Here is a 19086-nt window from a genome sequence, read left to right as displayed (position 1 = left end):
GGCCGCAGAGAGCAGGGGGAAGCGACTGTTTACTAAAAACACAGGTCCATGCCAAGTCGTAAGACGATGTATATGGACTGACGCCTGCCCGGTGCTGGAACGTTAAGGGGACCTGTTAGCTCTTCGGGGCGAAGCGGAGAACTTAAGCGCCAGTAAACGGCGGTGGTAACTATAACCATCCTAAGGTAGCGAAATTCCTTGTCGGGTAAGTTCCGACCTGCACGAATGGCGTAACGACTTCCCCACTGTCTCAACCACAGGCCCGGCGAAATTGCAGTACGAGTAAAGATGCTCGTTACGCGCGGCAGGACGGAAAGACCCCGGGACCTTTACTATAGCTTGACATTGGTATCCGAATTTAATTGTGTAGGATAGGTGGGAGCCGGTGAAGCTCGGACGCCAGTTCGGGTGGAGGCATTGTTGAAATACCACTCTGTTGGGTTTGGGTATCTAACTTGCGGCCCTGATCGGGTCGAGGGACAGTGTCTGGTGGGTAGTTTAACTGGGGCGGTTGCCTCCTAAAGGGTAACGGAGGCGCCCAAAGGTTCCCTCAGCCTGGTTGGCAATCAGGTGTTGAGTGTAAGTGCACAAGGGAGCTTGACTGTGAGACTGACGGGTCGAGCAGGGACGAAAGTCGGGACTAGTGATCCGGCACTTGCGTGTGGAAGCGGTGTCGCTCAACGGATAAAAGGTACCCCGGGGATAACAGGCTGATCTTCCCCAAGAGTCCATATCGACGGGATGGTTTGGCACCTCGATGTCGGCTCGTCGCATCCTGGGGCTGTAGCAGGTCCCAAGGGTTGGGCTGTTCGCCCATTAAAGCGGTACGCGAGCTGGGTTTAGAACGTCGTGAGACAGTTCGGTCCCTATCCGCCGTGCGCGTTGGATACTTGAGAAGGGCTGTCCCTAGTACGAGAGGACCGGGACGGACGAACCTCTGGTGTGCCAGTTGTTCCGCCAGGAGCATGGCTGGTTGGCTACGTTCGGAAGGGATAACCGCTGAAAGCATCTAAGCGGGAAGCCTGCTTCGAGATGAGGTATCCCACCACCTTGAGTGGGTAAGGCTCCCAGCTAGACTACTGGGTTGATAGGCCGGAGATGTAAGCACGGTAACGTGTTGAGTTGACCGGTACTAATAGGCCGAGGGCTTAACCACCCTATACATTGCGCTTGCGTCCACTGTGTGATTCACAGCAAACGAACAACCACCTTGACGGTTGGTCGGCCAGGAATGGCCGGCTCCGGAGAGTTGCTGGTTCTTCGCTGTTGCTGAAAGGTGTTTCGGTGGTCATAGCGGAGGGGAAACGCCCGGTTACATTCCGAACCCGGTAGCTAAGCCCTTCAGCGCCGATGGTACTGCACTCGGGAGGGTGTGGGAGAGTAGGACGCCGCCGGACTCAACGTGATCGGTCGAGGGCCGCCCCACTTCGGGGTCGGCCCTCGACTGCGTTTATGGGCAGATCCCCTAGTAACTTTGTGTGTCGAGAACAGCGTGTGTCGGAGCAGGGCCACTCGGGCCCTAGGTAGTCCGCCGCCGTACTGGAAGGAATGATCCGTGAGTACAGGACCGCAGGACGGCGGCTCCAACAACCGCGACGACGACCGTCGTTCCGGAGGCAGCCGTGACGGCAGCCGTGGCGGCAGCCAGGGCGGTGACCGCGGCGGAGACCGGGGTGGCTACCGCGGCGGCGACCGTGGCGGTTCCCGAGGTGGCTACCAGGGTGGCGGCGACCGCGGGGGATTCCGTGGCGGCGACCGTGACCGTGGTGGCGACCGGGGTGGCTACCGTGGTGGCGACCGTGACCGTGGCGGGGACCGTCCGGGCTACCAGGGTGGCGGGGACCGCGGGGGATTCCGCGGTGGCGACCGTGACCGGAGTGTCGAGCGCGGCGGGTTCCGTGGCGGTGACCGTCCCCAGGGTGGTGGCTTCCGTGGCGGTGACCGTCCTCAGGGCGGGGACCGTCCGGGGTACCAGGGCGGCGGCGACCGGGGCGGGTTCCGTGGTGGCGACCGTGACCGTGGCGGCTACCAGGGTGGCGGCGACCGCGGTGGCTACCGTGGTGGCGACCGTCCCCAGAGCGGTGGCTTCCGTGGTGGCGACCGTCCTCAGAGCGGTGGCTTCCGTGGTGGCGACCGTCCCCAGAGTGGTGGCTTCCGTGGTGGTGACCGTCCCCAGGGCGGCGACCGTCCGGGCTACCAGGGTGGCGGCGACCGGGGCGGCTTCCGTGGAGGTGACCGTCCCCAGGGCGGCGGGTTCCGTGGTGGCGATCGTCCGGGGTACCAGGGTGGTGGCGACCGCGGTGGGTTCCGTGGTGGAGACCGTCCCCAGGGCGGCGACCGTCCGGGCTACCAGGGTGGCGGCGACCGGGGTGGATTCCGGGGTGGCGACCGTCCTCAGAGCGGCGGCTTCCGTGGCGGTGACCGTCCCCAGAGTGGTGGCTTCCGTGGTGGTGACCGTCCCCAGGGCGGCGACCGTCCGGGTTACCAGGGTGGCGGCGACCGGGGTGGCTTCCGCGGTGGCGACCGTGACCGTGGCGGCTACCAGGGTGGCGGCGACCGCGGTGGCTACCGTGGTGGCGACCGTCCCCAGGGCGGCGGGTTCCGTGGTGGCGATCGTCCGGGGTACCAGGGTGGTGGCGACCGCGGCGGGTTCCGTGGCGGCGACCGTCCGGGTTACCAGGGTGGTGGCGACCGCGGCGGGTTCCGTGGCGGCGACCGTCCCCAGGGCGGCGACCGTCCGGGCTATCAGGGTGGTGGCGACCGCGGTGGGTTCCGTGGTGGAGACCGTCCCCAGGGCGGCGACCGTCCGGGCTATCAGGGTGGTGGCGACCGCGGTGGGTTCCGTGGTGGAGACCGTGACCGTGGTGGCTACCAGGGCGGCGGCGACCGTGGCGGGTTCCGTGGCGGCGACCGTCCGGGTTACCAGGGTGGCGGCGACCGGGGTGGCTACCGTGGTGGCGACCGTCCTCAGGGCGGAGACCGTCCGGGGTACCAGGGTGGTGGCGACCGCGGTGGGTTCCGTGGTGGCGACCGTCCCCAGAGCGGCGGGTTCCGTGGTGACCGGGAGAGGTCCTTCAGCGACCGTCCCCGCCAGGACCGGCCGTATGGTGACCGCCCGCAGCGCAGCGACCGGCCGAGCGGTGACCGTCCGGGCTACCAGGGTGGCGGCGACCGGGGTGGCGACCGCGGTGGGTTCCGTGGAGGCCGTGACGACCGTGGTGGGTTCCGCGAGGACCGCGGCGGGTTCCGGGACGACCGCGGCGGGTTCGGCGGGGACCGTGAGTCGGGTCCGCTCGACGAGGCCGGCAAGCCCGCTTTCGTGGCGCCGGAGATCCCCGAGGAGATCACCGCTACCGACCTCGACCAGGAGGTTCGCGCCGAGCTGCTGAGCCTGGCCCGGGACGTGGCGGACAAGGTCGCCCGGCACCTGGTGGCAGCCGGTCAGATCATCGACGAGGACTCCGAGCTGGCCCTCAACCACGCGATCGCGGCGCGGCGTCTCGCCTCGCGTATCGCCGTGGTGCGGGAGGCCGTCGGCCTGGCGGCGTACGCGGCCGGTGACTGGACCACCGCGATCGCCGAGCTGCGCACCTACCACCGGATGACCGGGCGGCAGACGCACCTGGCCGAGCTGGCCGACTGCGAGCGGGCGCTCGGCCGTCCGGAGCGGGCGATCGACCTGTTCCGTGGCGCCGACGTCACCAACCTGGAGAAGGCCGGCGCGATCGAACTGCTGATCGTGGCCGCCGGTGCTCGGGGCGACCTGGGCCAGCACGACGCCGCCGTGGCGATGCTGCAGGTGAAGGAGCTGACCGGCGACGAGGACGCCGAGTGGGCGGCCCGGCTGCGGTACGCCTACGCCGACGCTCTGCTGGCGGCCGGCCGTCGCGAAGAGGCTCGGGAGTGGTTCGCCCGGACCGCCGCGGTCGACGACGAGCAGGTCACCGACGCGGCGGAGCGGCTGCTCGAGCTCGACGGCGTCACCATCGAGGGCGACGAGAACGACGAGGACGAGGAAGAGGGCACGGAGGCGTCCGCCGCCGACCGCGACTCGGCCTCCGACGGCCGTGAGTCCGACGAAGACGACGACCTCGAAACCGACGAGGACGACGAGGACGACGACCTCGAGGACGACGACGAAGACCTCGACGACGACGAAAACGAAGACGACGAAAACGAAGACGACGACGAGGACGACCTCCAGGACGACGAGGACGAAGACGACGACCTCGAAGACGAGGACGACCGCGACAACGCGGACGAGCGGGCGGATGTCGCGGACACGGACGTGAACACCGACGCGGTCGCGGACGAGAAGGCTGCGCCGGCGGTCACCGGTGGCGTCACCGACTCTGCCGGCGAGCCGGGGGACGAGGGTGTCGACGGTGGCGTCGCCGCTGCGGCCGACAAGGGTGACGAGGACGACGCGGCGGAGAAGCCGAAGGCGTGAGCGATCACCTTGCCGGCGGCTACGACCTGGTCATCTTCGACCTGGACGGTGTCGTCTTCCTGATCGACAGGCCGATTCCGGGCGCGGCCGAGGCGATCGATCGGCTGCGCTCCGGCGCGACACCGATCGCGTTCGCCACGAACAACGCGTCACGGCGGGCTGTGGACGTGGCGGCGCTGCTGACCGGCATGGGTGTGAGCGCGGAGCCGGCCGAGGTGCTGACCTCGGCCGGCGCCGCGGCGTCGCTACTCGCCGAACGGCTGCCGGCCGGGGCTCCGGTCCTGGTCGTCGGTGCGGAGGCGCTGCGCGCCGAGGTCCGCGACGCGGGCCTCACCCCGGTCGACGCGCTGGAGGACAAGCCGGTCGCGGTGGTTCAGGGGTACGGCCCGGAGGTCGGCTGGAAGGTCCTGGCCGAGGCCGCGCTCGCGGTGCGGGCCGGGGCGACCTGGTTCGCGACCAACACCGACCGCACCCTGCCCAGCCCGCGCGGCCCGCTACCCGGTAACGGCTCGCTCGTCGCGGTGCTGCGTACCGCCCTCGACCGGGATCCGGACGTCGTCGTCGGCAAGCCCCAGCCCGGCCTGTTCCGGACCGCGGCCGCGCAGTCCCGGGCCGAGCGCCCGTTGGCCGTCGGCGACCGCCTGGACACCGACATCCAGGGCGCGGTGACCGCGGGCATGGACAGCCTGCTGGTGCTGACCGGTGTCAGCGGTCCAGCCGACCTGCTGGCCGCCCCCGAGGACCGTCGGCCCACCTACGTGGCCGCGGACCTGTCCGGGCTGTTCCGGCCGGCCGGCGAGTCCCGCCTTCCGGCCCCGGGCGACGATGCCTGGGACGAGGCCGGTGGCTGGCGCCTGACCAGGGATGCCGGGACGGCGACCCTGAACGGCTCCGGCGACCCGGTCGACGCGCTGCGCCTGCTGTGCGCGGCGACATGGACCGGCATTCCGGTCACGGCGATCACGGCGGCCTCCGCCGAGGCCGCCGACCTGCTGCGGTTCTGGGATCTTCCCGAGCCGCATTGACCTTCCGGCGGTCTGTAACGAATGGTCCTGGCTGCGGTTCTGGGTTCTTTCCGAGCCGCATTGACCTTTCGGCGGTCTGTAACGAATGGTCCTGGCTGCGGTTCTGGGTTCTTTCCGAGCCGCATTGACCTTTCGGTGGTCTGTAACGAACGGCCCTGGCCACTGTCTCTTCGGAGCACAGCGGCCAGGGCCTTTCGTGTTTCGGCCGGAGACCGCGGTGCCCGGGGCTGTTCGCTTCCGCTCATACGGCGGGGACCGGGCCTTCTTTGCTGGTCATGAGGCTTGTGGAACGGCGGTGTGGGGTGGCCGGGACCGCATGGCCGGCCCGGCGGGCGCGCTGGGCGCGGGAGCCGGGACTGCGTCGCGGGGACAGCCAGGGGAGGCGTGGGTGCGGGTGGGGGCGGCCGACGGCGTACCGGCGGATGATTTTGATCTTGCTGAGGCCCGGACGGTGTCGAGGGGGTGAGTGCCGCCCGGGTCGTGGGGCCGTGGGGCGTGGAGGGCGTGGGGTCGTGGGGTCAGCGGTGGATGCGGGTCAGGTCGGCCAGGAGATGACCGGCGCTGTGGGCCGCCGCGTCGGCCGGAGCGGGGGTGGGGGCGCCCGCCGGGTGCGGGATCGCGGCCGGGAAGTGGCGGCGCCGCTGGGGCGGGGGAGCGTTCATGTCGATGTGGAGCAGGGCGTCGACGAAGGCGAGGATCGGGGTGCTCATCCAGTCGAAGTCGGGCACGGCGACCTGTTCGGCGCGCTCGTGGACGTTCGCGGTGGTCAGCGTGGCGTCGAAGCGCGGGAGGCCGGGACGGGTACGGAACATGGTCCCTCCCTGGTTGGGCCGGCACGGCCGCCGGCCGATGGGTTCCCTACCTCGATCGTGGCACCGTTCGTGGCTGATCGGGATACTGTTGCGCCTTTTGCCCGCGAGGGTCAACCGGGCCCTTCCCCGGTCGATCAGGGAGGTGTGAGCTCACTGACATTGCCGCGCGGCGCTCGGCTCTCCGAGGCGTCCTGGCAGGCCCGGCACCGGATCGTGAGCCGGCTGCTGTGGTTCCACGTGCCGGTCTTCCTCGTCGTCGGCATCCTGGGCCCGCGGACGCCGTGGGAGGCGATCGGCGTGTGCGTGGGCCTCGCCGTCTGGGCGGCCCTGGCCGGGCTGATTCCCGCCGGCAACCTCAAGGCCAGGGCTAGTCATGTCAGCGTCGGTCTGATCGCGTGCACGCTGGTGGCGATCGAGCTCACCGGTGGCGAGATGGCCACACACATCCACCTGTACGCGGTGCTGATCTTCGTGGCGCTGTATCAGCAGTGGGCGCCGCTGGTGTCGTCGATCGCGGTCGTCGTGGTGCACCACGGGGTGCTCGGGCTGCTGGCACCCGAACGGGTGTTCGGCGAGCACCACATGGGTGTCGGCGCCGCCGTCGGCATGGTCGCCGTGCACGCCGGGCTGCTCACTCTCGAGGTGGTCGGGATCGTCGTGTTCTGGCACTTCGCTGAGCAGGCCGAACGGGAGAACGAGGTGCTCGCCCGGCAGGCGGAGGAAGCCCGCCGGGAGGTCGAACGGGCCGAGCACGAGGCCCGGGAACGCGCCGCCGAACAGCTGCGGGTGCGATCCGAGGAGTCGGCCGAGCAGGCCCGGCGGATCACCGCCGACGTCGCCCGGATCAGCGCCGAGGCGCACACCGCGATCTCGGCGGTCGCCGCCGTCGACCGGGAGCTCGCTGCGCTCACCACGTCGGTGCGTGACATCGCGGAACGGTCCGCCCAGGCAGCCGGGACCGCGTCCACCGGCAAGGACGCGGCCGCGTCGGCAGGGGAGAAGGTACGGCAGCTGGAGAAGTCGGTCGGAGAGATCGCCGACGTGAACGCGATCATCGCGTCGCTGGCCGAGCAGACGAACCTGCTCGCGCTGAACGCCACCATCGAGGCCGCGCGCGCCGGTGAGCTGGGCAAGGGGTTCGCCGTCGTGGCCGGGGAGGTCAAGGACCTGGCCCGGGAGACCGCCACCTCGGTGCAGAAGGTCAACCAGGTCATCACCGCGATCGTGGCGGAGACCGGTGACGTGGCGCACACCTTCGCCTCGACCACGGGGGCCGTCGACGACATCCACGAGCTGCAACTCAACATCGCGTCCTCGGTGGAGGAACAGGCGGCCGTGCTGGCCGAGGTGACCACCCAGCTGTCCGCGGCGACCGCGGCGGCCGACCAGGTGCTCGCCGGTCTCGAGACACTCTCCGCGACGACCGAGCGCTGATCTTTGAACTGACCCGCCGGTTGTGCCCGTATCCCCGGGCACAACCGGTCCGGTCGTTCTAAAGGAGCTTGCGGAGCTTGAGCAGGTCGAACGGGTTCGCCCGGATGGCGGTGATCAATCGCGAGACCTCGAGTCTGCCTGCCACCAGGTCGAGCAGCTCGTCGCTCGTGGTGACCAGGGCGATCTTCGCCTTGGGGTCGTCGCCGTCGGTGATGTCGACCAGCCGGCCACCCGTGATCCGGCCGTGGAACGCGGCGTGCAGGTCGGTCAGACGGCAGGCGAGCGTGCGTTCCAGGTCGAGTTTGCCGCGGGCCTCGGCGTTGCTCTCCAGTCGGGCGGCGAGGTCGTGCAGTGCTCGGCGGCACTCGTCCAAGGTGGCCATAGGACCATCCTCCCTCACGACACCGGCACGGTACCCCAGGAGTTTCCCGGAGGTGCCCGGTAGCGTGGCACCCGACGCGGCGAGAGGAGGCGAGACATGCCGGACGCATGGCGGGCTTATCTGGACCTGGCACTCGGCTTGACGGAGGCCCCCCGGAAGAAGGCGCAACAGGTCGCCGGGGAGCTGCTCAACCGAGGCGGTGCCACGGCGGTGCAGATGCAGGGCCTCGTGGAGGACCTGCTGTCGGCGGGCATCGCCAATCGTGAGGCGCTGACCAACATCGTGCGCTACGAGGTCGACCGGGCGCTCGGGCGGGTCGGGCTGGCCACCGCCGAGGAGGTGTCCGACCTGACCGGCAGGGTGCACGACCTGGAGCGCCAGCTACGGCAGGCGCAGGCGCGGGTCAGCGCTGCCGAGTCGGGCGCTCCGGAGGCGCCGTCCGCACCTCCCGTGCCGGCGGCAGCTCCTGTGCCGGCCGCACCCCCCGTGCCGGTGACTCGGCCGGCCAAGAAGGCGGTGGCCAAGAAGGCGCTCAAGGCCAAGCCGAACGCCATGCCTGCGGCGGGGACCGGTCCGGCGGCTGCGGGGCCGGCCAATGCGGCTGCGGCTCCTGCTGTTGCGGCGGTCGCGGCAATCGTGGCTGCGGATCCTGTGGTTCCGGCTCCGGCGCCTGTCAAGCGCGCGCCTGTCAAGCGCGCGCCTGTCAAGCGTGCAGCGGCGAAGGCTGCTCCGGCGAAGGCTGCTCCGGCCAAGACCGTGCCGGTGAAGCGTGCGCCGCGAAAGACCGCCGGGGCGGTCGCTGAGGTCGCCGCGGCACCGGTGGAGACACCGGGCGCTGTCGAGCCGGTGTTCGTCGAGCCGGTGGTGGCTGAGCCGGTGGTGGCTGAGCCGGCTTCGGTGAATAAGGCGGAGGCCGGGCAGGCTCCGGCGAAAAAGGCCGTTGCCAGGCGGGCTCCGGCCAAGAAGGCGGTGGCCGGACGGGCCCTGGAGCAGACGCCCGTTGCCGAGCAGGCGCCCGCCGAACCGGCTGTGGCGAAGCAGGCGCCGCGCCGGGGAGCTGCCACCACAGCAGGCGAGCCGCGAAAGAGCGCGGGCCGGAAGGCTGCGGAGCCGCGGAAGGCCACGGAGCCGCGGAAGGCTGCGGAGCCGCGGAAGGCCACGGAGCCGCGGAAGGCGGCCGCCCGGCCGCCGGCGAAGAAGGCGGCGCAGGTTCCGGTGCAGTCGACCCCGGCGTCGGAGACGGTCTTCCGGACCGAGAGCTCGGAGGCCTGAGATCGTGACGTATCCCCAGCCCGGCCCGCGTCCCGGGCCGCCACCGGGTGGCCTTTCACCGACGGTGTCCGCCCCGAGTGGGGAGGACACCGGTCACCCGGCCGTGGACGCGGTGCTACGGTCGCTCGCCAACGCCGCGCGGCTGGCCCCGGCCGAGCAGATCGCCGAGTTCGAGGCCGCGCATCAGGTGCTCCAGGAAACCCTGGCCGGCATCGACCGCTGAACGACCGCACAAATCAAAGGAAATCGATGGCCCGCCGTGCGCGTCTCGACGCCGAGCTCGTCCGACGCAAGCTCGCCCGCTCCCGGGAGCAGGCCGCCGCGCTCGTCGCGGCCGGTCGTGTGCAGGTGCGCGGCAACGCCGCGCTGAAGGTCGCCGCGATGGTCGACCCGGCGGACCCGATCGTGGTGTCCGGGGACGACCCGAAGGACGAGTACGTGTCCCGGGGCGGCCACAAGCTGGCCGGCGCGCTGGCGGCGTTCCACCCGAAGGGGCTGGGCGTCGCCGGGCGCCGCTGCCTGGACGCGGGCGCGTCCACCGGAGGGTTCACCGACGTGCTGCTGCGTGCCGGGGCCCGGCAGGTGGTGGCGGTGGATGTGGGGTACGGCCAGCTGGCCTGGCCGATCCGCAACGACGACCGGGTGGTGGTGCAGGAGCGCACCAACGTCCGGTCGATAACGCCGGAGTCGATCGGTGGCCAGGTCGATCTGACCGTGGCGGATCTGTCGTTCATCTCCCTGCGCCTGGTGCTGCCGGCCCTGGCCGGGTGCACCGGCCCGGACGGTGACCTGGCGCTGATGGTGAAGCCCCAGTTCGAGGTGGGTAGGGAGAAGGTCGGCTCGGGCGGCGTGGTCCGCGACTGGCGGCTGCGCGCCGAGGCGGTGCTGGACGTGGCGTCGGCCGCCGCCGGTCTGGGGCTTGGTGTGGCGGACGTGACCGCCAGCCCGCTGCCGGGCCCCAGCGGCAACGTTGAGTTCTTCGTGTGGTTCCGGCGGGACGCCCCGCCGGCCGATCCGGTCAGGATCGAAGCTGTCGTCGAAGCTGGACCCGTTCCCCTGCTGGAGGAGAAATGACGCGCTCGGCCCTGCTGGTGACGCACACCGGGCGCCGGCAGAGTACGCAGCACGCCCGCGCGGTGGCGCTCGACCTGATCGCCGCCGGTTTCGAGGTGCGGGTGATCGCCGAGGAGATCGACGACCTGGAGCTGCCCCCGGGGGTGGAGCCGGTGGTCGGCCCGGACGCGGCCGAGGGTGTGGAGATCGTGCTGGCGCTCGGCGGTGACGGCACGATCCTGCGGGCCGCCGATCTGGCGCGGCCGGCGAAGGCGCCGCTGCTCGGGATCAACCTGGGCAAGGTGGGGTTCCTCGCCGAGACCGAGATCGATCACATCGACCACGCGGTCGCCGAGGTGGTGGCCGGTGACTACGCGGTGGACGAGCGGCTGACGCTGGACGTCCGGGCGGAGTACGACGGCCGTCTGATCGCCGAGTCCTGGGCGCTGAACGAGGTGACGGTCGAGAAGGGCCAGCGCGCCCAGATGCTCGAGCTGATGGTGGATGTGGACGGCCGGCCGCTGTCCCGGTACGGCTGTGACGGTGTGGTGTGTGCCACACCCACGGGGTCGACGGCGTACGCGTTCTCGGCCGGTGGACCGGTGGTCTGGCCCGAGGTGGAGGCGCTGCTGCTGGTGCCGATCAGTGCCCACGCGCTGTTCTCCAAGCCGCTGGTGACCGCGCCGACGTCGACTTTCGTGCTGACGGTCGACCCGTACACGTCCTTTGCGGTGTTGTGCTGCGACGGTCGCCGGACCTGGGACCTGCCGCCCGGCTCGCAGGTGACCGTCGAACGGGGCAAACTCCCGGTCCGCCTGGTCCGATTGGCGCCGCGGCCGTTCACCGACACGTTGGTGGCGAAGTTCGGTCTGCCGGTCGTCGGGTGGCGCGGGAATCGACGCTGATCAGACCTCCGCCGTTGGGCAATTGTCGGGGGCTCCCGATACTGTCTGGCTGTGCTGGAGGAACTGCGCATCACCGGGCTCGGCGTCATCGACGACACGACGCTGCGGCTCACGTCGGGAATGAATGTGATCACCGGCGAGACCGGCGCCGGTAAGACGATGGTGGTGACCGGTCTCGGACTGCTCTTCGGGGGCCGCGCCGACGCCGGCCGCGTCCGTGCCGATCCGGGCCGGGCGGTGGTCGAGGGCCGGCTCAAGCTGCGCGGCACCCTGGGTGACGCGGTGCGGACCCGGATCACCGACGCCGGTGGCGAGACCGACGACGACGGCGCGATCCTGTTGAGCCGCACGGTGACGGCCGAGGGCCGATCCCGGGCGCACGTGGGCGGCCGCAGCATGCCGGTGTCGACGCTGAGCGAGCTGGGCGAGCAGATCCTGGCCGTGCACGGCCAGTCCGACCAGCTGCGTCTGCTGCGCCCGTCGGAGCAGCGCTCGGCGCTCGACCGGTTCGCCGGGCCGCCGCACGAGAAGCTGATCGACTCCTACAAGGAGGCGTTCGGCCGGTGGCGGGCCGTGGTCGAGGACCTGGCCGACCGGCGGCGCAACGCGCGGCAGCGCTCGCAGGAGGCCGACCTGCTCAAGCTCGGCCTCGACGAGATCACCCGGGTCGATCCGCAGCCCGGCGAGGACGATGATCTGCGTAACGAGGTGCAGCGGCTGGAGCACGCCGAGGGCCTGCGGGTCGCGGCCATCCTGGCGTCGCAGGCGCTGGCCGGCGGCGTGGAGGCGGCCGACGACACCCCCGACGCGACCCAGCTGCTCGGCCTGGCCCGGCGCACCCTGGAGGGCCAGTCGGCGGTCGACTCGTCGCTCGGTGACCTGGCCGCCCGGCTCGAGGAGGCCGCCACCCTGGTCGGTGACGTGGCCTCGGAGCTGTCGGCCTACCTGAGCTCGCTCGACGCCGACCCGGCCCGGCTGGAGGCGATCTACGAGCGGCGGGCGGCGCTGCGTGCCCTGACCCGCAAATATGCCGACGACGTCGACGGTGTGATCGCCTGGGCGGAGAACGCACGGGCCAAGCTGAGCCAGCTCGACTCCTCCGACGAGCTGCTCGAGGAACTCGACAAGGAGCGGCAGCGCCTCGAGGCGACCGTCGGCGAGCTGGCGGGGCGGCTGACCGCGGCTCGTCGGGAGGCGGCCGGGCGGTTCTCCGAGGCGGTCAGCGTGGAGCTTGCCGGGCTGGCGATGCCGCACTCGCGGGTCGAGGTGGCGGTCCTCACCCGGGCGCCGTCGCGGGACGAGCCGGCTGTGACGGTCGACGGGGAGACCCTGGCTGCCGGGCCGGACGGGGCCGACGAGGTGGAGCTGCGGCTGCACGCCCACCCCGGGGCGCCGGCGCTGCCCCTGCAGAAGGGCGCCTCCGGTGGTGAGCTGTCCCGGGTGATGCTGGCCATCGAGGTGGTCTTCGCCGGGGCCGGTGGGCCGCCGACCCTGGTGTTCGACGAGGTGGACTCGGGTGTCGGCGGGACGGCGGCGGTGGAGATCGGGCGGCGGCTGGCGCGCCTCGCCCGTACGCATCAGGTGTTGGTCGTGACGCACCTGCCGCAGGTCGCCGCGTTCGCCGATCGTCACCTGGTGGTCGCGAAGGACACCGGTGGAGCGATCACCACGAGTGGCGTGCGCATCGTGGAAGAGACCGAGCGAGCCAGGGAGTTGTCCCGGATGCTGGCGGGTCTGCCCGATTCCGACCTCGGCATCGCGCATGCCGAGGAGCTGCTCTCCGTGGCCGCACGGGAGAAACGCACCGCATAGATGAGCAATGTTCAGGACTCACCCTCAGTTTCGCCCGGGATGTACCCCCGCGGCGTGGTCTCCGCCGTCCTGAATGAGCCTCACCAGTGAGCTGGCGCATGTCGTGGGGCCCCCGGGTGCGGGGGCATGTCAGGATGGCCGGGATGCGACTTCCCATTCCCACCCTCCGCCGGACCAGGAGCGCCGACCCCGGGCCGGTCTCCGGCGTCGCCCGGCTGGACCGGCGCACCAAGCGTCTGACCGGCCGCCTGCGGCCCGGCGAGATCGCCGTGATCGACCACGTCGACCTGGACCGGGTCGCCGCCGACTCGCTGGTCGCGTCCGGGGTGATGGCGGTGCTCAACGCGAAGCCGTCGATCTCCGGGCGCTATCCCAACCTGGGTCCCGAGGTGCTGATCCAGGGCGGGGTGATCCTGGTCGACGAGCTCGGCGAGGACGTGTTCGCGGGCCTGCGCGAGGGCCAGACCGTCAGTATCGAGGGCGGCGTGGTGCTGCTCGACGGCGAGCCGGTCGCCACCGGTGTCCGGCAGGACGCGGAGTCGGTCGCCAAGGCGATGGCCGACGCCCGCGAGGGTCTGTCGGTGCAGCTCGAGGCGTTCGCCGCGAACACGATGGACTATCTGAAGCAGGAACGTGACCTCCTGCTCGACGGTGTCGGTGTGCCGGACGTGCAGACCCGGATCGGCGGGCGGCACGTGCTGATCGTGGTGCGCGGCTACGACTACAAGGAGGACCTGGAGGTTCTCCGGCCGTACATCCGGGAGTACAAGCCGGTCCTGATCGGTGTCGACGGCGGTGCCGACGCGCTGGTGGAGAACGGCTACACCCCCGACATGATCATCGGCGACATGGACTCGGTCACCGACGACGTGCTGCGCTGCGGCGCGGAGATCGTGGTGCACGCCTATCCCGACGGCCGGGCTCCCGGGCTCAAGCGGGTGGAGAATCTGGGCGTCGACGCGCTGACCTTCCCGGCCGCGGCCACCAGTGAGGACCTGGCGATGCTGCTCGCCGACGAGAAGGGCGCGTCCCTGATCGTGGCCGTCGGCACCCATGCCAACCTCGTCGAGTTCCTCGACAAGGGCCGCGGCGGCATGGCGTCGACGTTCCTGACCCGGCTCAAGGTCGGCGGCAAGCTGGTCGACGCGAAAGGTGTGAGCCGGCTCTACCGGCAGAACATCTCCGGGTCGGCGGTGCTGCTGCTGGTGCTGTCCGCGATCGCGGCGATGGCGTCGGCGGTGGCGGTCTCCACGGTGGGGAAGGCGTACCTCTCCGTCGTGTCCGAGTGGTGGGACAATCTGCTCTTCCAGCTAGGCAACCTTTTCTGAGGGCGTTGTGATCAACTTCCGGTACCACGTGGTGTCGCTCACCGCGGTCTTCCTCGCGCTGGCGATCGGCCTGGTGGTCGGCACCGCCGCGCTCAACGGCCCGGTCTCGGAGAACCTCCGTAACAACCTGGAGGCGCTCAACAAGGACAACAACGTCCGCCGGGAGCAGGTCAACCAGCTCAACGAGTCGGTCAACCGCAGCCAGGAGTTCGCGAGCCAGATCGCGCCGGGGCTGCTCAGCGGCAAGCTGTCCGGCCGCAAGATCGCCGTGGTGGCGCTGCCCGGCACCGAGGACCACACCGAGGGCGTCGTCAAGATGCTCACCGTGGCCGGGGCGACGATCACCGCGCGGGTGCGGATGGAGGACAAGTTCTTCGACCCGGGCACGGTCAACGACCTGCTGTTCCTCGTCGACGAGCTGTCCCAGCCGAGCATCTCGGTGACCGGGCTGCCGCGTAACAGCGACGGCGTCGAGACGGCCAGCGCGCTGCTCGCCCTCGCGCTGCTGCAGGGCACGCCGTCCACGTCCACCTCCCCACCCGTGTCCACGCCCACGGCGGAGGACGTGACCGCGGTGCTGTCCGCCTTCACCCAGCCGGGATACCTCACCGCCGAGGAGGGCGCGACCGGCGGCGCCGAGGCGATCGTCCTGGTCGCCGGAGTGCCCGCGACCGACAAGGACGCGGAGAAGAAGAGCCGGTTCGCGCTGACCATGGCCGGCGAGCTCAGCCGGGTCCCCCGGATGCTCGTCGTCGCCGGTGACAACGCGGGCGACGGCAACCTGGTCTCCGGCATCCGCAACGACCCGACCCTGCTGACCCGGATCTCCACCGTGGACAATGTCAGCACCGTGCAGGGTCAGGTCACCACCGCCCTGGTCACCGTCGAGCGGGTGACGCAGAACAAGGTCGGCCAGTACGGCCTTGCCGCCGGCGCCACCTCGATCGTGCCTTCGGCCGCCCCCTAGCCGGTCCGGTCTAGACTTTCCGGCCATGGCCTACCTCCGTTCCACCGCCCTCGGCGCTCTCGTCGCACGCAGCGTGCTCGGCTGGGTCCGCCGCGATCCGCAGGCCCGTGAGCTGGACCGGACGAACTTCCGGGGCCGGACGGTGACGCTCGCCGGTGGTCCGGCCCTCGCGATCGGCGCCACCGTCGGCGCCGCCTCGGGCGCGGCCACCGGCCGTCTCGGCGCCGCGGCGGTGGTGGCCGGAGCGGTGAGCGGCGCGGTCGGCTTCTACGACGACGTCGCAGGCAACCGGCCCGAGCAGAAATCGGCCAAGGGCTTCGCCGGCCATCTGGGCGCGCTGCGCGAGGGGTTCGTCACCAGCGGCCTCGTCAAGATCGTCGGGGTGGGCGCGGCGGGCCTCGCGGCGTCCGCGCTGATCGGCAGCAGCCGCGGCTCCCGGTTCGGCCGCGGCGCCGACCTGCTGCTCGGCGCCGGGGTGATCGCCGGCACGGCCAATCTGATCAACCTGCTCGACCTGCGTCCCGGTCGCGCGCTCAAGGCCGGCGCGATCCTCGGGGCGCCGCTCGCGGTCGGCCGCAACGCGTCGATGACCGCCGGCGCCCTCGGTGCGGGCGCCGCCCTGCTCCCCGACGACCTGGGCGAGGACATCATGCTCGGCGATGCCGGGGCGAACGCTCTCGGAGCCCTGCTCGGGGTGGCGTTCGTGGCCCGCAGCGGGACGGCCGGGCGGGCGGTGGCGCTGGCCGGGCTGGCCGCGCTGACCGCGGCCAGCGAGAAGGTCAGCTTCACCAAGGTCATCAAGGACACCCCGTGGCTGCGCGCCCTCGACGACCTCGGCCGCCGGCCACCTCACGCGTGACCCCCTCCACCGCTTCTTCAAAACCCTCCAGGGGTACGGCGGGCAAGCTCGCCGGAGCCGCCGCGCTGATCTCGGTCCTCACGATCCTGGCCAGGCTGGCCGGGTTCGGCCGGACCACGGTGTTCTTCTACACGGTCGGCGACGACGGGCTCGCCGACGTGTACCTGGCCACCAACCTCATCCCGAACATCGTCTTCGAGCTGGCCGCCGGTGGCGCGCTGGCCAGTCTGGTGGTGCCGCTGCTGGCCGGGGCGGTGGCGGCCGGTGACCGGGAGCGGGTCGACCGGGTGGCGTCCGCGCTGCTCTCCTGGGTGCTGGCGCTGACCGTTCCGCTGGCCGTGCTGGTGTTCCTGTTCGCCGGCCCGGTCACCGGCCTGTTCGACGGCGTCCCGGCCGAGCACCGGGAGGTCGCGGCGAGGATGCTGCGGATCTTCGCCCCGCAACTGCCGCTGTACGGGGTCGGGATCGTGCTGACCGGTGTGCTCCAGGCACATCACCGGTTCGCCTGGCCGGTGATCGCGCCGCTGCTCTCCAGCGTGACCGTGATGACCGCGTACCTGACGTATGCCGGGATCGACGGCGCCGGGACGGACTTCGCCGGGTTGAGCCGGGCCGGCGAGCTGACCCTGTCGGTGGGCACCACCCTCGGCGTCGTGGCGCTCAGCCTCTGCCTGGTCGTCCCGGTGGCCCGGCTCGGACTCCGGTTGCGGCCGTCGTGGCGGTTCCCCGGTGACGAGGGCCGGCAGGCGGTGCGGCTCGGCTGGGCCGGTGCGGTCACCGTCGGCGCCCAGCAGGTGGTGGCCGCCCTGATCGTGGTGCTGGCGGCGCGGCAGATGGCGCCGTACAGCGGCGCGCAGACCCTCTTCCTGCTGCCGTGGGCGGTGCTGGCGGTGCCACTCGCCACGGCGGTCTACCCACGGTTGTCGGCCGCGGCGTCGGGCGGCGACGAGCCGGGGTATGCCGCCGCGCTCTCCGGGACCGCCCGCTCGGTGGTGCTGCTCGCCGGTCTCGGCACGGCGGCCCTGGCCGGGCTGGCGATCCCGATGACCGAGCTGATGAACGTGCCGGGCGCGGTTCCGGGCGTGGTCGGGTTCGCGCCCGGCCTGCTCGGCTACGCGCTGTTCGCGCTACTGTCCCGGGCTCTCTACGCGCGCGGGGCCACGGTCGCGGCCGCGGTCGCCTCCGCCGTGGGATGGCTCACCGCCGCCGTGGCCGTGATCGTCGTCACGACCGTACCGGATCCGGGTGGTGAGGTCCTCGGGCTCGGCCTGGCCAATGCCGTCGGCATGACGGTGACCGGGCTCCTGCTGGTCGTCGCGGTGCGGCGGCATGCCGGCCCGGGCGCGCTGGCCGGCCTGAGCCGTGCCCTGGGCGCCGCGGTGACCGCGGCCGCCGTGGCCGGGCTCGCCGGATGGGGCGTGGTGACCGGTCTGAGGTCGTCCGTCTGGCCGACCCCGGGCGTGCTGGGCAGCCTCGTTGAAGGCATGCTGGGCGGTGTGGCGGTCGCCGCGGTGTTCCTCGCGGTCGCCTTCGTGCTGGACCGGCGTGACCTCGGTCCGCCGATCGGCGCGGTCGTGAGGCGTCTCCGCAGGTGACTCGGGGCCGCGTGAAGTGGTTCGGCGGCTGCCGGGGACGGCTGGCCGGAGAAGAGTGAGGGGTCAACGGGTCGTGAGCAGCGACGGGGAGTGGCGCGGCTCGGTCGTGCTCGTGGTGGCGTCCAGTACCGGTGGGATCGGCCAGCACGTCGCCTCCCTGGCCCGCGGGCTGGTCGCCGGCGGCTGCAAGGTGCTGGTGTGCGGGCCGTCCGCGGTGAACCAGCACTTCGGGTTCTCGGCGAGTGGCATCGACTTCACCCCGGTGGAGATCCCGGCCGACCCCGGCCCGCAGGACTCCGGCGCGATCCGGCAACTGCGGCGGGCGATCGCCGGGCGTGACGCCGAGGTGATCCACGCGCACGGGCTGCGGGCCGCCTTCGTCGCCTCGGTCGCGCGGACCGGTGTGCCCCTGGTCGTCACCTGGCACAACGCGATTCTCGCGCGCGGTCTCAAAGGCCAGGCGGGCGCGCTGCTGGAGCGGATCGTCGCCCGCAACGCGATGCTGACCCTCGGCGCCTCCGACGACCTGGTGCAGCGGGCGCTGGCGCTCGGCGCGCGCAAGGCCCGGCTGGGCCCGGTCGCGACGCCCCAGCTGGCGGCGCCCAAGCGGACCCGGTCGGCGGTGCGTGCCGAGTTCGGGTTGCGCGGCGACACCCCGCTGATCCTGTCGGTCGGGCGGCTGCACCCGCAGAAACACCACGACCTGCTGATCGACGCCGCGGCCCGGTGGCGTGAGCTGCGGCCCGCCCCGGTCATCGTGATCGCCGGCTCCGGGCCCAGCTACATGCCGCTGGCGCAGCGGGCGTCGATGCAGCATGCGCCGGTGCACCTGCTCGGTCACCGTACCGACGTGCCCGACCTGCTGCTCGGCGCCGACCTCGCGGTGATCACCAGTGACTGGGAGGCGCGGCAGCTGTTCGCGCAGGAGGCGCTACACGCCGGGGTGCCGCTGGTCACGACCGCCGTCGGCGGGCTGCCCGGCCTGGTCGGGGACGCCGCGGTGCAGATCCCGCCGAACGATCTGGACGCGCTGGACGAGGCGGTCCGCCGGTTGCTGGGAGATCCGGCGCTGCGTGCCGACTACGCCGCCCGCGGGCCCCGGCAGGCCGCCACCTGGCCGACCGAGGCCGACGTGGTCGCTGACGTGCGGTCGGCCTACGCAGAGGTCGCGGCGGTCCACCGGTGACCGTGC

At 71.5% G+C, this 19086-nt stretch carries 15 protein-coding genes, 2 rRNA genes and 2 pseudogenes (1 of these 19 running past the window's edge); 15 read left to right on the top strand and 4 right to left on the bottom strand.

Features of this window, described 5'->3' with window-relative positions; translation table 11 throughout:
* Together ACQPZW_RS38535 and rrf are read left to right on the top strand one after the other, a co-directional pair.
* Positions 1-1156 (top strand): 23S ribosomal RNA (locus ACQPZW_RS38535); it begins 1953 nt to the left of the window's first position.
* A 124-nt stretch (positions 1157-1280) separates the two neighbouring features.
* Positions 1281-1397: ribosomal RNA gene (gene rrf / locus ACQPZW_RS38530) — 5S ribosomal RNA — on the top strand.
* Between the two features lie 122 nt (positions 1398-1519).
* Here the strand turns inward: rrf and ACQPZW_RS38525 are convergent.
* Entirely contained in the window at positions 1520-3427 is a 1908-nt protein-coding gene (locus ACQPZW_RS38525; protein WP_433790948.1) for a hypothetical protein, read from the bottom strand.
* Between ACQPZW_RS38525 and ACQPZW_RS38520 the strand changes: the two genes are divergently transcribed.
* On the top strand, positions 3404-4450 hold the full coding sequence (locus ACQPZW_RS38520; protein ID WP_433790947.1) for a Replicase polyprotein 1ab: 1047 nt from the start codon (positions 3404-3406) through the stop codon (positions 4448-4450). The two genes, ACQPZW_RS38525 and ACQPZW_RS38520, sit on opposite strands and share 24 nt — an antisense overlap.
* The gene (locus ACQPZW_RS38515) at positions 4447-5475 is read left to right on the top strand and encodes an HAD-IIA family hydrolase (protein WP_433790946.1); all 1029 of its coding nucleotides are present in this window, start codon (positions 4447-4449) and stop codon (positions 5473-5475) included. The genes ACQPZW_RS38520 and ACQPZW_RS38515 overlap by 4 nt, the downstream gene beginning before the upstream one ends.
* 518 nt (positions 5476-5993) lie before the next feature.
* On the opposite strand, the gene ACQPZW_RS38510 is transcribed toward ACQPZW_RS38515, so the two are convergent.
* The gene (locus ACQPZW_RS38510; RefSeq protein ID WP_433790945.1) at positions 5994-6287 is read right to left on the bottom strand and encodes a hypothetical protein; all 294 of its coding nucleotides are present in this window, start codon (positions 6285-6287) and stop codon (positions 5994-5996) included.
* 144 nt (positions 6288-6431) lie between these two features.
* On the opposite strand from ACQPZW_RS38510, the gene ACQPZW_RS38505 reads away from it, so the two are divergent.
* Positions 6432-7721 carry a methyl-accepting chemotaxis protein gene (locus ACQPZW_RS38505; protein ID WP_433790944.1) on the top strand — a complete coding sequence of 430 codons (1290 nt, stop codon included), beginning with the start codon at positions 6432-6434 and terminating at the stop codon, positions 7719-7721.
* Positions 7722-7779: 58 nt separating this feature from the next.
* Here ACQPZW_RS38505 and ACQPZW_RS38500 read toward each other — a convergent pair whose 3' ends face one another.
* Complete coding sequence (locus tag ACQPZW_RS38500; protein WP_433790943.1) at positions 7780-8103, bottom strand: sterol-binding protein; 324 nt, start codon at positions 8101-8103, stop codon at positions 7780-7782.
* A 96-nt stretch (positions 8104-8199) separates the two neighbouring features.
* Here ACQPZW_RS38500 and ACQPZW_RS38495 point away from each other — a divergent pair.
* A pseudogene (locus tag ACQPZW_RS38495) lies at positions 8200-8817 on the top strand (phasin family protein); the annotation flags it as partial.
* 8 nt (positions 8818-8825) lie between these two features.
* On the opposite strand, the pseudogene ACQPZW_RS38490 reads toward ACQPZW_RS38495, so the two are convergent.
* A pseudogene (locus ACQPZW_RS38490) lies at positions 8826-9167 on the bottom strand (hypothetical protein); the annotation flags it as partial.
* Between the two features lie 272 nt (positions 9168-9439).
* Between ACQPZW_RS38490 and ACQPZW_RS38485 the strand changes: the two are divergent.
* The 9 genes from ACQPZW_RS38485 (at position 9440) to ACQPZW_RS38445 (ending at position 19080) form a co-directional block, all read left to right on the top strand.
* Positions 9440-9598, top strand: a complete 159-nt coding sequence (locus ACQPZW_RS38485; RefSeq protein WP_433790942.1) for a hypothetical protein — start codon at positions 9440-9442, stop codon at positions 9596-9598.
* A 26-nt stretch (positions 9599-9624) separates the two neighbouring features.
* Complete coding sequence (locus ACQPZW_RS38480; RefSeq protein WP_433790941.1) at positions 9625-10449, top strand: TlyA family RNA methyltransferase; 825 nt, start codon at positions 9625-9627, stop codon at positions 10447-10449.
* Positions 10446-11333 (top strand): NAD kinase, encoded by an 888-nt coding sequence (locus tag ACQPZW_RS38475; RefSeq protein ID WP_433790940.1) that lies wholly within the window; start codon positions 10446-10448, stop codon positions 11331-11333. Before ACQPZW_RS38480 ends, ACQPZW_RS38475 begins: the two co-directional genes overlap by 4 nt.
* A gap of 51 nt (positions 11334-11384) precedes the next feature.
* Positions 11385-13145 (top strand): DNA repair protein RecN, encoded by a 1761-nt coding sequence (recN, locus tag ACQPZW_RS38470; RefSeq protein ID WP_433790939.1) that lies wholly within the window; start codon positions 11385-11387, stop codon positions 13143-13145.
* 134 nt (positions 13146-13279) lie between these two features.
* Positions 13280-14473 (top strand): putative cytokinetic ring protein SteA, encoded by a 1194-nt coding sequence (gene steA / locus ACQPZW_RS38465; RefSeq protein ID WP_433790938.1) that lies wholly within the window; start codon positions 13280-13282, stop codon positions 14471-14473.
* Between the two features lie 7 nt (positions 14474-14480).
* Entirely contained in the window at positions 14481-15440 is a 960-nt protein-coding gene (locus tag ACQPZW_RS38460) for a copper transporter (RefSeq protein ID WP_433790937.1), read from the top strand.
* A gap of 25 nt (positions 15441-15465) precedes the next feature.
* The gene (locus ACQPZW_RS38455; RefSeq protein WP_433790936.1) at positions 15466-16299 is read left to right on the top strand and encodes a hypothetical protein; all 834 of its coding nucleotides are present in this window, start codon (positions 15466-15468) and stop codon (positions 16297-16299) included.
* The gene (gene murJ, locus ACQPZW_RS38450; RefSeq protein ID WP_433790935.1) at positions 16296-17894 is read left to right on the top strand and encodes a murein biosynthesis integral membrane protein MurJ; all 1599 of its coding nucleotides are present in this window, start codon (positions 16296-16298) and stop codon (positions 17892-17894) included. The genes ACQPZW_RS38455 and murJ overlap by 4 nt, the downstream gene beginning before the upstream one ends.
* A 73-nt stretch (positions 17895-17967) precedes the next feature.
* Positions 17968-19080 (top strand): glycosyltransferase family 4 protein, encoded by a 1113-nt coding sequence (locus tag ACQPZW_RS38445; protein ID WP_433790934.1) that lies wholly within the window; start codon positions 17968-17970, stop codon positions 19078-19080.
* The last annotated feature ends 6 nt before the right edge of the window (positions 19081-19086 follow it).

This window comes from Actinoplanes sp. CA-252034, assembly GCF_050956125.1.
GTDB lineage: Bacteria > Actinomycetota > Actinomycetes > Mycobacteriales > Micromonosporaceae > Actinoplanes.
The sequence above is the reverse complement of the archived record's forward strand: the minus strand, read 5'-3'. Positions and strand labels throughout refer to the sequence as shown.